The following is an 11780-nucleotide window of genomic DNA, read 5'->3' as shown; positions in this document are numbered from 1 at the left end:
CCTCTACGCTTTCCCTTTCTGCGGTGACGACGGCGGCTCCCTGGCCTGGCCTGCCCAACACGACGTGCCACGGCGGGGGCCGGGTTTGGCGGCCGGCCGGGGGCCCCGGTCAGCGCACCCCGACTCGAAATGAGCTGTGATGGTCGAGACGATCACCCTGTCGATCCCCGCCGTCGACCTGCTCGGTGAGCAGCTGAACCTCACCGTGCGCCAGTACCCGTTCGATCTCCCGCGAATCGGCGAGGCGGACGACCGCAACCGGCTCGCCGCCCAGGTGTTGCAGGAGCTGGAGTCGACCGGCCTGGCTCGCAACGGCCGACCGGAGCCCGAGGTCGAGGACGCGCTGTACCTGCTGTGCAGCTCCGAGGTGTCGATCGCCGCCGCCGGGCTGCTCGACGTGCGCGCCGGGCAACGGCTCGCCGCGCGGGTCGTGGCGACGGGGGAGGTCGGCGTGGTCGGCGTGTTCGACGGCACGGAGTTGCGGATGAGCTTTCTCGCCCCGGACGCCCTGCCGAGGGTGTGCGCCGACCTGCTGCCCGACGCGCCGCCCGGCGGTGGCGGTGAGGTGCGCGCGGTGGCGGACCGCAGCCACGGCCGCCCGACCGATGCGGACATCGACGGGCTGGCCGAGCTGCGCGCGATCACGTCGGCGCAGAAGTACCGGCTCGGGCACTTCGTGGTCGGCGGCTCCCGCCGGGGCGGGCCGCGCGACCGGCTCCCGAACCTGATCTGGTTCGACAACGACCGGGGCCGCTACATCCTGCAGGGCGAGCGCGCCGACGGCCAGGACGTCGTCACCTGCCGCCCGGCGGACAAGCCCCGCATCGCTGGCCAGCTGGCGGCCCTCCTCGACCGCGCCCGCCGGCACTGATCGTCTAAGACGGCACACGGAACTAGGTTTCCGCAATTTCAATGAGCTTCATGCACAAGTCCGGGACCCCACAGCCGAGAAGACCGCTAGGTTCCGTTACCCGCGTTGCAACGCAAGAAGAGGTTGGCAAACGGTCATTGAAATTGCGGAAGTTGTCCACGGCAGTCCGAAGTTGTCCACAGTCTTTCCAGGGCACCAAGATCGTTACGGGGAACGTCCCAGCCCGCTGCGCCGCATCGCAAGGTCAGCATTGCCCGCACGCGCCTCGGGCTCTGAGCTCCGCCGCAGGAGTAAGCCGTGCGGACGAGCAGGGGGACTTCCGGAACCGGACAGGGTTCGCGCCACGGGTGGTGGGTGCGGGCGGGGCCCTGGCTAGGGCAGGCTGGGTTCCGTGACCCAGGACCGGCAGGTGGAGATCGCAACGGACCGCGACGACCGCGACTCGTTCGTGCGGCTGCTCGGCGGCCGCGGCAGCGCGGTCGACGCGAGCCTGCCGCCGATCGCGTTCGGACTCGGGTGGTTCCTCGGTGGCGAGTCGATCGCCATCGGTGGCGGCGCGGCCGTGGTGGTGGGCGCGCTGATCGCGGGCTGGCGGCTGCGCCGGGGCGCCCGGCCGCTGGCGGTGCTGATCAGCCTGCTCGCGGTCCTGGGCGGTGCCCTGATCGCGCTGTACACCGGCGACGCCGCGGACTTCTTCCTGCCCCGGCTGGCGTCCAACGCCCTCAGCGCGCTCGTCTGGATGATCAGCATCGTGATCCGCTGGCCGCTGCTCGGCGTGGTCGTCGGCGCGGCGCTCGGCCAGGCCCGGCGGTGGCGCCGCGATCCGGTGCTGCTGCGCGCCTACAGCCGGGCGAGCTGGGTTTGGGTCGGGCAGTACGTGGTGCGGTTAGCCGTGTTCATCCCGCTGTGGCTGTTGGGCGCCACCGGTGCGCTGACCATCGCGCAGGTCGTGCTGACCTGGCCGCTGGTGGCGGTCTGCGTGGCGGCGAGCTGGTGGGTGGTGCGGCGGTCGCTGCCGCCGGAGCACCCCGGGCTGCGGCATCCGCGGTCGTGACCGCGCGGCTCGAGGAGCAGAATGCGGTCATGTCTCTCGGCAGCGTGATCACCGCGATAGTCACCCCGTTCGACGACGAGCTGCGCGTCGATGAATCCGCCTTCCTCGCGCTTTTCCGCCACCTGATCGACCACGGCTCCGACGGCATCGTGGTCTGCGGGACGACCGGCGAGGCGCCCACGCTCACCGACGAGGAACACCTGCGGCTCATCGAGCTGGCCTGCGCGCAACGTCCGGCGGGTGTCACGGTGATCGCCTCGACCGGGTCGAACAACACCGTGCACGCCTGCGAGATGACGGAGCGGGCGACCGCGCTCGGTGCCGACGCGGTGCTCTCGGTGACCCCGTACTACAACCGCCCGAACCGGCGCGGGCTGGTACGGCACTTCACCGAGATCGCTCGGGCCACGGACAAGCCGGTGGTGCTCTACAACGTGCCGTCCCGAATCGGCCTGTCGCTGCCGCACGACCTGCTCGCCGAGCTCGCCCAGGTCGAGCACATCGACTACGTCAAGCAGGCGGACAACGCCGCGCTCGCCCAGATCGACGGCCTCGGCCTGTACGCGGGCAACGACGACGGCTTCGCGACGGCCCTCGACCTCGGAGGTCTCGGCGGCATCCTGGTGGCCAGCCACCTGGTGGGTCCGCTGATGCGGCGAATGGTCGACGAGCCGGAGCACCGAGCGGAGATCGACGCCGTGCTGAAGCCCCTGTACGCGGCGTTGTCGGTGACGACCAACCCGATCCCGGTCAAGGCGGCGCTGAACCTGACCGGCCACCGGGTCGGAGGCGTCCGCCTCCCGCTGGTCGACGCGGACGAGTCGGAACTGGCCGTCATCCGCAAGGGTTTGCAGGACGTCGGGTTGTGATGGCGCCGCGGGTCTGCTGAGCCGGAGCCGCCCAGCAGACCCGCGGTCCTGGCTGATCAGCGCAGCGCGGAGATCGAGAAAGCCGCTCAGCGGACCAGCAGGATGCCGCCAGTTCTGGACCCCGCAGCACTGACTGACCACGCTGCGGCGCGACAGGTCGTGAAGGAGACGGCGACCTGCGCGCAGCGCTCGCGGGAAGCCGTCACAAATGGTCAGCCGAGCAGGCGTTCGTGGAGGGTTTCCGCGTCCGCGGTGAGGTCCAGAGCCGCCAGCCAGGCCGCGCCCACTTCACCAGGGCCTGCGGTGCGCTGGTCCCGGAAGCCGCGCTTTGACAGCGTGCCGCGCAGGACCTCGCGGACCGGGTTGCCCGGTGCCAGCAGGCTGCCGGCCAGCACGATCGTTCTGGCTTCGCCGTGGGCGCGGGTGGCCGCAGCGGTGTCGGCCAGGACGCGGGCGGCGCGCAGGACGATGTCGGCTGCCGTTTCGTCCGTGGCCGCCGTGACCAGGGGTGCGAGCTCCGCCAAGCGGATCGGCGGGGCCGCGTTCACCGTGCTGATCAGCTGCTTGCGCTGCGCCGTCGGCGCATCCGGTGCGTTCGGCAGGAGTCGATCGCGCACGGCTGCCGTGAGCCCGTGCAGCGGTTCGTCGCGGTCCAGCGCGCGAAGCGCTGCCCGCACCGCTTCGCGGCCCAGCCAGAACGCCGACCCCTCGTCGCCGAGCAGCCAGCCGTGGCCGCCGATGGTCGCGACCATCCGGTGCTGCTCGATCCGGGCCGCGATGGCCCCCGTTCCCGCGATCAGCACCGTTCCGCCGGGTTCCGGCGTGCCCGCCGCGAAGGCCACCTCGCAGTCACTGATCGCTCGCCTGGGGCAGTGCAGGCTGAGCCGGGACCACGCGTGGTCGAAGAGCGTGCTGAACTCCGGATCGACCATCTTGCTGACCCCGGCCATGCCGATCACGCAGTTGCGCACTGCCGCCGGATCGATCTCGGCGACCGCGGACCGCGTGGCGTTGGCGATCTGCCGCACCGCTTGGTCGGCCGGGTGCGAGTTCGGGTTGCCGCCGGCCGCTTCGCCGCGGCCGAGCACCCGCCCCGACAGGTCGCTTACTAGGGCCCGGCTGCTGGTGCCGCCGATGTCCAAGCCGAGTACGAGGGCCGCTTCGTCGCCGTGCATGCGCTCTTTCTACCCGCCGCGACCGGGAATGGTGGTGGGCGCGATAAAACCGGTCACGACCGTTCCCGCAAACCCCTGGAATCTGGAGTGGCGAGCGGCTATACATCGAGGCGTTGCTTGATCAGTCGGGGAGCTGGACATGGATGACCTTGCCGGGTCATGCCCCGGACTGTCCTGTTTGGATGGTTCGGTTGCGGTAACCGCCGGAAACGCGGGCCGTTGCGGGGGAGCTCGATGACCGTCGACACCCACCACCACCTGTGGGACCTCGACGTCCGGGATCAGCCGTGGATCGTCGGGGCCGGGATGGAGCCGCTGCGCCGCGACTTCCGGCCAGCCGACCTGCAGGCGGCGCTCAAGGGCTCCGCGGTGGACGCCACGGTCCTGGTGCAGACCGCCGCCGACCCGGACGAGACACCCGAGATGCTGGTGCTGGCCGACAGCGTGGACCGCATCGCGGCGGTGGTCGGCTGGGTCGACCTGACCGCGCGGGACGCCCGCGAGCAGATCGGTCGCCTGCAGGCCCACCCGTCCGGCGGCTGGCTGAAGGGCATCCGGCACCAGGTCGAGCACGAGTCTGATCCGGACTGGTTGATCCGCCCGGACGTGCTCAACGGGCTGGCGGCGGTCGAGGCCGCCGGGCTGGTGTACGAACTGCTGGTCCGCCCGCACCAGCTGCCGGCCGCGATCAAGGCGGTCGGCCAGTTCCCGCAGCTGACCTTCGTGCTGGACCACTGCGCGAAGCCGCCGGTGGCCACCGGCAAGCTGGAGCCGTGGGCGAGCCGGATCCGGGCGCTGGCCGCGTTCCCGAACGTGGTGTGCAAGCTGTCCGGTCTGGTCACCGAGGACGACTGGGCCCGGCAACCTGATCCGGTGAGGCTGGCGCCCTACGCGGAGGCGTTGCTGGAGGCGTTCGGGCCGGGGCGGCTGATGTTCGGCTCCGATTGGCCGGTGTGCCTGCTGGCCGCCGATTACGGGCAGGTTGTGGAGTTGGCCCGGCAGCTGACTGCGGGCCTCGGAGACCGGCAGCGGTCGGCGGTGTTCGACGCCACGGCTCGCGAGGTGTACGACATTTAGGACCTTTAGCCTCTACCGAACACCGCGCCCCGGGGCTTGCGGCCTGCTCCGTTCGGCGTAGCCTGGCGATGCCCGTCTCACCCCGCCCCCTCGGTGAGGCGGGCGTTAACTTGTGCCGCCGTGGAAAGGCCCGCGCCGCGCTGAGCGCCGCCGGAGTGGGGCGAACGGACTGTTCGCGTCGATAGGCGGAGTAAACAGGCCGTTCGCTTCTCCTTCCGCAACCGTCACCGGGTGCGGGTGACCTTCTTCAGGCCTCGCGGGTTGTCGGGGTCGGATCCGCGGGCCAGCGCCAGCCCGAGGGCCAGCTGCTGGACCGGTAGGACCTCCAGCACCGGTGCCAGCTCCTCGACGCAGTCCGGCACCTGGATGCGGTGCGAGGCGCGCACGTCCGATGCCGCCGAGCCGATGGCGCAGACGTCCGCCCCGCGTTCGTGGACCACGTCGAGCACCTCGCGCATCGCGTCGCCGCCGCGCCCCTTGCTGCACATCGCGAGCACCGCGGTGTCCTCGTCGACCGCCGCGACCGGGCCGTGCAGCAGGTCGGCGCCGCTGTAGGAGCGGGCCGACAGATAGCTGGTCTCGGCAAGCTTCAGCGCCGCTTCGGAGGCGGTGGCCAGCGAGAAGCCGCGGCCGGTGGTGACCATCCGCTCCGCGAAGCGGTACCGGCGCACCGCGTCGTCCACCACCTTCTGAACCGCGTCCAGGGCGGTCGCGGCCAGCTCGGGGATTGGCTCCACGTTCGTGCCGGTCCCGCCCCGGACCGCGTCGATGAGCAGGTACAGGGCGAGCAACGTCGCGCTGTAGGTCTTGGTCGCGGCCACCGCCTTCTCGCGGCCCGCTCGGATGTCCACCGACAGCTCCGCAGCGGAGTTCAGCGGCGAGTCCGCAGTGTTGGTGACCGCGACCGTCAGCGCGCCGCGCTTGCGGCCGGACTCGGTGACCTCCAGCAAGTCCGGGGACCCGCCGCTCTGGCTGACCGACACCAGTAGCACGTCGGTCAGGTCCGGTTGTGCGCCGTAGAGCGTGGTCGTCGATGGCGATGCCAGCCCGACGGGCAGTTCGAGCAGGACTTCGATCAGGTATTTCGCGTAGAGCGCGGCGTGGTCGCTGGAGCCACGCGCGGCCAGCAGCGCGAAGCGCGGCCGGCGCTGCGCGATCGTCGCGGCGACCTCGGCGATCGCTTCCCGGCCGGCTAGCAGGTCGGCAAAGATCGCGGGCTGCTGGGAGATCTCGTCGGTCATGTGCTGACCGGGGGTGGCGGTCATCAGGCCCATCCCTTCCCTTCAGGTCTAGACCAATACTATGTGGGGTTGCCGCGGGTTGTCAGGCGCGAAGCGCCGCTAGCCCTTCACTGCGCCCGCCGTGACGCCCGACACCATCTTGCGCTGCACCGCCAGGAAGAACGCCAGGACCGGCAGCGTGAACAAGGTGGCCGAGGCCATCGTCGCGCCCCAGTCCGTGCCGAACGCGCTCTGGAAGGTCTTCAGGAACACCGGCAGCGTCTGGAGGTCCTCGGAGCGCATGAAGATCAGCGCGTACAGGAACTCGTTCCATGCCGTGATGAACGCGAACACCGAGGTGGCCACCAGGCCCGGCCCCAGCAGCGGCAGGGTGACCCGCCGGAACGCCTCGGCCCGGCCGCAGCCGTCCACCATCGCGGCCTCCTCTAAGTCCATCGGGATCCCGTCGATGAACCCGCGCAGCGACCAGATGGTGAACGGCAGCGTCGTGATCCAGTAGACGAGGATCAGCGAGGGCAGCTTGTTCAGCAGCCCCAGATCCCGCATGAACAGGAACATCGGCACCATCAGCGCCTCGAACGGCACCATCTGCGCGATCAGCACGAGCATCAGGAAGCCCTTGCGCCCGCGGAACCTGAACCGGCTCATCGCCAGCGCCGCCAACGTGCCCGCGACCAGCGAGCAGCCCACTGCGGTGAGCGTGACCAGCAGGCTGTTGCCCAGGTAGCGGAGGAAGTCCGAGCCCAGCAGCGCGGTCGCGTAGTTCTGCAACGTGACCGAGTTCGGCACCAGGTCGTAGGACGTCGACAGCACCTCGCCGCGTGGCTTGAGCGAGCTGGCGAACATCCAGTACGTCGGGAACGCGAACACCAGCGCGATGGCCACGGCCAGCACCGACAACCCGATCCGGCGGGTCCTCACAGCTCCACCTCCTGAGAGCGCAGCAGCAGCCGCAGGTACTGGGCGCAGACGACGACGAGCACGAGCACCATCAGCACGCTGACCGCGGCGGCCACGCCGAAGTGCTTACCCGCGATGCCTTCGAGGTACTGCATGACCGGCAACGTGGTGCTCCCGCCGTCCGGGCCGCCCTCGCGCATCGCCCACACCTGCGAGAACACCTTGAAGTCCCACAGGATCGACAGGAACGTCACGATCATCAGCACCGGCTTGAGGTGCGGCCAGGTGATCGAGGTGAACGTTTGCCAACCGCCCGCGCCGTCGATCCCGGCCGATTCGTAGAGGTCCTTGGAGACCCCGAGCAGCGCGGCGTACAGCGTCATCGCCACAAACGGCACGGCCTGCCAGACGATCAGAATGCCCACCACGGTCAGTGTGCTGGTGCCGCTGGAGAACCAGGAGTTCCCGGCGAAGGAGTCGAAGCCGAGCAGCACCAGCGTCTTGTTCAAGATGCCGTACTGCTGGTCGAAGATCCACTGGAATACCGTGGTCGCGGCCAGCTGCGGCAGCGCCCAGGCCAGTAGCAGGCTGACCTGCAGTACTACCCGCGGGACCGCCGGCACGTGCTTCATCAGCAACGCCAGCAGCAGGGCGCCGACCACCGTGGTCACCACGATGCACGCGGTGAACACCACGGTCCGGACCGTGACGGTCCAAAACTCGGGGTTGGAGAGGATCTGGGCGTAGTTGTCGAAGCCGATCCAGGTGAACTCGCCGCGGGTGAGCTCACCGAGGTCGAGCTTGCGGAAGCTGGTCACGACGACGTTCACCGCGGGCCAGCCGAGCAGGGTGATCAGGGCGAGCACCGCGGGGGCGAGCAGCAGGTACGGCATCGCCTCCCGGACTCGCGGGCGGCGCCGGGCGCCGGGCACCACGGGCGAACCCGCAGTGCCCGGCGCCGGGCGGGTATGCGTGGCGGTCATGGTCAGTTTTTGCCCGCCAGCGCCTTGGTGATTTTGTCGTTCGCCTCCATCGTGGCGTCGACGACCGACTTCTGGCCGGTCAGCACCGCCGTCATCATGTCCTTCAGCGGGTTGTGCCCGGACTCGATGGCCGCCCACTGCGGGACCGCCGGCGGCACCTTGCCGTTTCTCGACGCAACGGCCATGGCCGCGCTGACCGGGTTTTTCTCCAGCGAGTTGGTGTCTTGCGAGGCGCCCGGCACGACGCCGCTGTCGGCGATCTGGGTCTGGTATTTCTGGCTGGTCAGCAGCTTCAGCCAGTCCTTGGCGGCCGCGGCGTCGGCGCTGCCCGCCGGGATGGCCAGGGTGGAGCCGCCGAGGAAAACCGGGGCGGTCTTGCCGGGGTGCTTCGACGGGATCGGGAAGGCGCCGGAGAGCTCGGCGATCTGCGGGTTCGTCTTCGCCGCTGTCTGCACCTCCCAGGGCAGCGCGATCATCATCGCGACCTTGCCCTTGGCGTACACCTCGGCCTGCTGCGGCTCGGCCTCGTCGGTGTCGGCCGGGGCGGACGTCTCCGAGGTCTTGACCAGCTGCTGGTAGAACTCGACGCCCTCGCGGGCCCCGGGGGTGTCCAGGGCGCCCTTGTAGTTGGCGCCGTCGCGGACGGCGAGGTCGCCGCCGGAGTCCCAGATGAACGACAGCAACGCGTACCAGGACTGGCCCGGCAGGTAGAGCGACTGGAAGTCGGGGTCCGCGCCGTGCTTCTGCTCAAGCTTGGTGATCGTGGCGAGCAGCTCGTCGCGGTTGGTGGGTGGCTGGGTGATGCCGGCCTGCTGGAACAGCTCCTTGTTGTAGACGAAGACGCGGTTGGCGGCGTAGAACGGCACGGCGTATTGCTTGCCCTCCCACGCGCCGGACTCGGCCAGCGCCGGCACCCACTGCGACTTGTTCATGCCCTCGGCGTCGCCCGTGAGGTCCAGCAGCGTGCCCGCGGAGGAGAACTGCGCGGTCTGGCTGTTCCCGAGCTCGATCACGTCCGGCGGGTCGTTGCTGGTCAGGGCGGTGGTCAGGCGATCCTGGATGCCGTTCCACTGCTGGATCTGGTAGTCGACCTTCATGCCCGGGTGGGCCTGTTCGAACTCCTTGTTGAGCTTGTCGATCAGCACGTCGGGCGCCGAGCCGTCCATCAACCAGACGGTCAGCTTGTTGTCGCTCTCGCCAGCCCCGCCGCCGCAGCCGGCGAGTGTCAACGACAGGGCGGCTGCCGCTGCGCGTGCTCTCCAGGTCTTCAACGTTCGCCCCTTCCTCCGCGCCAGTGCGGAGCCGCGGGTGCTGAACCGAACACCCGCCGTTTTGGTGTAGACCAATGTGATGAAGATTGTGGTCCGTGGCACGCGATGTCAAGACTTTTCAGCGCTACTGTTCATGCACGAATAAGGCTGGCTTGAGCTTCGGGCGCTCGTGCATCGTGACGGCAACCCCGCCGTCCGCGACGCTCGCACGGCCGACTCTCGGACATGCTGAGGTATAGGACTCGGCATGGCGACGACTCGACGCCTCGGGGAGCGGAACAATGGCGGCAAGGTTGCGGTAGGAGGAACGATGCTCGAAACGTCCGTGTCCGGTGGGGCAGACTCGCCCGGACGCGCACAACGCGAACCGAAGTACTGGGGACTCAAGCAACACCTGCTGGACATGCTCCGATCCCTGCCGCCGGGTGCGCCGATTCCTACCGAGCGCTCGCTGGCCGCCGAGTTCGACGTCTCGCGCACGACGGTGCGCCAGGCGCTGGCCGAGCTGACCGTGGAAGGGCGGCTGCTGCGGGTGCAGGGCAAGGGCACCTTCGCGGCCAAGCCGAAGGTCGCCCAGCGACTGCAGCTGAGCAGCTACACCGAGGACATGCGTGCCCAGGGGCGCCAGCCCACCTCGCGCTTGCTGGAGGTCGTCGAGGAACCGGCCGCGGAGGAACTGGCCGCGCTGCTCGGGACCAAGCCGAGCTCGACCGTGCTGCGGCTGCGCCGCCTGCGGTTGGCCGACGGCGAGCCGATGGCCATCGAGACCACCCACCTGCCGCTGGCCAGGTTCCGCGGACTGACCGGTCGGCTGGAATCCGGCGGCTCCCTGTACCAGGTGCTGCGCGAGAACTTCGACGTCGAGCTCGGGCACGCCGAGGAGACGATAGAGACAGCGCTCGCCAGCCCGGAGGAGGCCGAGCTGCTCGGCTCCGACGTCGGCCTGCCGATGCTGCTGCTGTCCCGGCACTCGTTCGACACCGAGGGGCGCCCGGTGGAATGGGTGCGGTCGATCTACCGCGGCGACCGCTACAAGTTCGTCGCGCGGCTCAACCCGCCCAACTGAACCGGCGCGCCGGTTTTGCGCTAAACGCGCCGGTTTTGCGCTAAACGCGCCGGTTTGCGCTAAACGCGCCGGTTTGCGCTAAAACTGTGTTTTCTCCGTTTGAAGGGCACCCCGTCGGGTGCCCCTCGTCGTTGTGGGCCGCGGCGTTACGCGTAAGTGGGAGTCCTCACGGTTCGGCAACGTTATGGAGAAACCGCTTGTGCTCCCCCGTTAGAACGTTCTGGAGAGAGTGCATCAAGAGCGTGGGAGCCATGGTCAGGCAGAAAGAGGAGTCCGGCGAGCAGGAATCGGCAGAGGAGGGGGAGAAGTCCAGGAAGAAGCTCGACCTGTCACCGACTCAGGTCGCGGGAGCGGCGCTGGCCTCGGTGACCGCGGCCTTCCTGGGATCCCGGCTCGGGGTGGCGGGCACGATGCTCGGCGCCGCGCTGACGAGCGTGGTCATCACCGTGGGCGGGGCGCTCTACCAGCGGTCGTTCGACAGCGCGAAGGCGAAGGCCGTGCACGCCGCCGCGAAGGCCTCCGAGAAGCGGCTCAAGCGGACCACCGTCACGCGCTTCGTGTCGAAGGAGGGCCAGAAGGTCGAGGCGACGCGGCACATCCGCCTGACGCCCGGCATGCACTGGCCGGGCGGGGAAACGGTGGTGGACGAGGACCGCACGGCGAAGATCGACACCGAGGCCGCCACCCGAATGCTGAGCTGGCCCGGAACGGAGCAGGCGACCGAGGTCGTCGAGAGGGGGCCGAGCTCCGATCGGCGCAAGCTCCGGGGCCGGTGGGTCGTGGTGGCCGCTAGCTGCGCGGCGGCTTTCGTGCTGAGCATGCTGATCGTCACCGGCGTCGAAGGTGTGACCGGCAAGCCGCTTTCCGGTGGCGACGGCGGAACGACGCTCGGCCAGGTGCTGCACCGCGATTCGCAGCCAATGCCCAGCGCCCCGGCCAAGCCGGCCAAGCCGCAGGAGACCCCGAGCGAGCAGCCGCAGCCGTCGATGGAGGTGAAACCCACCCAGCAGCCGGCGGAGCAACCCACCGCGGAGGCCCCGGCACCCACCCAGCAGCCGACGCAGGCTCCGACCTCGACCGAGCCGCCGAGTCAGGCACCGGAATCGGGCGTCGTCGACCCGCGCGACCCCGCCGCTAGGACGGGTGAGCTGCAGCAGTCCACTTCTGGGCGATAAAAACCACAGGTCAGGCGCCCCTGTGCAACTCGATCGAGTTGCGCACGGGGCGTTTTGGACGCTATGGGGCGAAAGAGAGATGTGGGGCTGGTGATTTC

The 11780-nt window shown here is 69.6% G+C and carries 11 protein-coding genes; 6 read left to right on the top strand and 5 right to left on the bottom strand.

Annotation, left to right across the window (positions count from 1 at the left end; all coding sequences use genetic code 11):
- Positions 1–139: 139 nt before the first annotated feature.
- From ACWDKQ_RS16610 to dapA, 3 genes are all read left to right on the top strand, one after another.
- Positions 140–871, top strand: a complete 732-nt coding sequence (locus ACWDKQ_RS16610; RefSeq protein ID WP_450139621.1) for an ESX secretion-associated protein EspG — start codon at positions 140–142, stop codon at positions 869–871.
- A gap of 409 nt (positions 872–1280) precedes the next feature.
- Positions 1281–1925 (top strand): DUF3159 domain-containing protein, encoded by a 645-nt coding sequence (locus ACWDKQ_RS16605; RefSeq protein ID WP_450139620.1) that lies wholly within the window; start codon positions 1281–1283, stop codon positions 1923–1925.
- Between the two features lie 29 nt (positions 1926–1954).
- On the top strand, positions 1955–2794 hold the full coding sequence (gene dapA, locus ACWDKQ_RS16600) for a 4-hydroxy-tetrahydrodipicolinate synthase (protein WP_450139619.1): 840 nt from the start codon (positions 1955–1957) through the stop codon (positions 2792–2794).
- 212 nt (positions 2795–3006) lie between these two features.
- Here dapA and ACWDKQ_RS16595 read toward each other — a convergent pair whose 3' ends face one another.
- Positions 3007–3969, bottom strand: coding sequence for an N-acetylglucosamine kinase (locus tag ACWDKQ_RS16595; RefSeq protein ID WP_450139618.1), 963 nt, complete (start codon positions 3967–3969; stop codon positions 3007–3009).
- A 234-nt stretch (positions 3970–4203) separates the two neighbouring features.
- Between ACWDKQ_RS16595 and ACWDKQ_RS16590 the strand changes: the two genes are divergently transcribed.
- Entirely contained in the window at positions 4204–5046 is an 843-nt protein-coding gene (locus ACWDKQ_RS16590) for an amidohydrolase family protein (protein ID WP_450139617.1), read from the top strand.
- A gap of 224 nt (positions 5047–5270) precedes the next feature.
- Here the strand turns inward: ACWDKQ_RS16590 and ACWDKQ_RS16585 are convergent, their stop codons facing one another.
- The 4 genes from ACWDKQ_RS16585 to ACWDKQ_RS16570 all read right to left on the bottom strand — a co-directional run bounded on the left by ACWDKQ_RS16585 (position 5271) and on the right by ACWDKQ_RS16570 (position 9441).
- Positions 5271–6320, bottom strand: coding sequence for an SIS domain-containing protein (locus ACWDKQ_RS16585; protein ID WP_450139616.1), 1050 nt, complete (start codon positions 6318–6320; stop codon positions 5271–5273).
- Positions 6321–6386: 66 nt separating this feature from the next.
- Positions 6387–7208, bottom strand: a complete 822-nt coding sequence (locus ACWDKQ_RS16580) for a carbohydrate ABC transporter permease (protein ID WP_450139615.1) — start codon at positions 7206–7208, stop codon at positions 6387–6389.
- Positions 7205–8170 carry a carbohydrate ABC transporter permease gene (locus ACWDKQ_RS16575; protein ID WP_450139614.1) on the bottom strand — a complete coding sequence of 322 codons (966 nt, stop codon included), beginning with the start codon at positions 8168–8170 and terminating at the stop codon, positions 7205–7207. Before ACWDKQ_RS16575 ends, ACWDKQ_RS16580 begins: the two co-directional genes overlap by 4 nt.
- A gap of 2 nt (positions 8171–8172) precedes the next feature.
- A complete protein-coding gene (locus ACWDKQ_RS16570; protein WP_450139613.1) occupies positions 8173–9441 on the bottom strand; it encodes an extracellular solute-binding protein in 1269 nt (422 codons plus the stop codon).
- A gap of 310 nt (positions 9442–9751) precedes the next feature.
- Between ACWDKQ_RS16570 and ACWDKQ_RS16565 the strand changes: the two genes are divergently transcribed.
- Positions 9752–10507 carry a GntR family transcriptional regulator gene (locus ACWDKQ_RS16565; protein ID WP_450139612.1) on the top strand — a complete coding sequence of 252 codons (756 nt, stop codon included), beginning with the start codon at positions 9752–9754 and terminating at the stop codon, positions 10505–10507.
- A 251-nt stretch (positions 10508–10758) separates the two neighbouring features.
- Positions 10759–11682, top strand: coding sequence for a hypothetical protein (locus tag ACWDKQ_RS16560; protein ID WP_450139611.1), 924 nt, complete (start codon positions 10759–10761; stop codon positions 11680–11682).
- Positions 11683–11780 lie beyond the last annotated feature (98 nt).

Source organism: Saccharopolyspora sp. NPDC000995 (genome assembly GCF_053599315.1).
Note: the sequence above shows the minus strand (reverse complement) of the source record. Positions and strands in the feature narration are given on the sequence as shown.

What these genes read in the sequence shown, in the direction of transcription:
- ACWDKQ_RS16610 (WP_450139621.1), top strand. Translation starts at nt 140, where the DNA reads ATGGTCGAGACGATCACCCTGTCGATCCCCGCCGTCGACCTGCTCGGT.
- dapA (WP_450139619.1), top strand. Translation starts at nt 1,955, where the DNA reads ATGTCTCTCGGCAGCGTGATCACCGCGATAGTCACCCCGTTCGACGAC.
- ACWDKQ_RS16595 (WP_450139618.1), bottom strand. Translation starts at nt 3,969, where the DNA reads ATGCACGGCGACGAAGCGGCCCTCGTACTCGGCTTGGACATCGGCGGC.
- ACWDKQ_RS16590 (WP_450139617.1), top strand. Translation starts at nt 4,204, where the DNA reads ATGACCGTCGACACCCACCACCACCTGTGGGACCTCGACGTCCGGGAT.
- ACWDKQ_RS16585 (WP_450139616.1), bottom strand. Translation starts at nt 6,320, where the DNA reads ATGGGCCTGATGACCGCCACCCCCGGTCAGCACATGACCGACGAGATC.
- ACWDKQ_RS16575 (WP_450139614.1), bottom strand. Translation starts at nt 8,170, where the DNA reads ATGACCGCCACGCATACCCGCCCGGCGCCGGGCACTGCGGGTTCGCCC.
- ACWDKQ_RS16565 (WP_450139612.1), top strand. Translation starts at nt 9,752, where the DNA reads ATGCTCGAAACGTCCGTGTCCGGTGGGGCAGACTCGCCCGGACGCGCA.
- ACWDKQ_RS16560 (WP_450139611.1), top strand. Translation starts at nt 10,759, where the DNA reads ATGGTCAGGCAGAAAGAGGAGTCCGGCGAGCAGGAATCGGCAGAGGAG.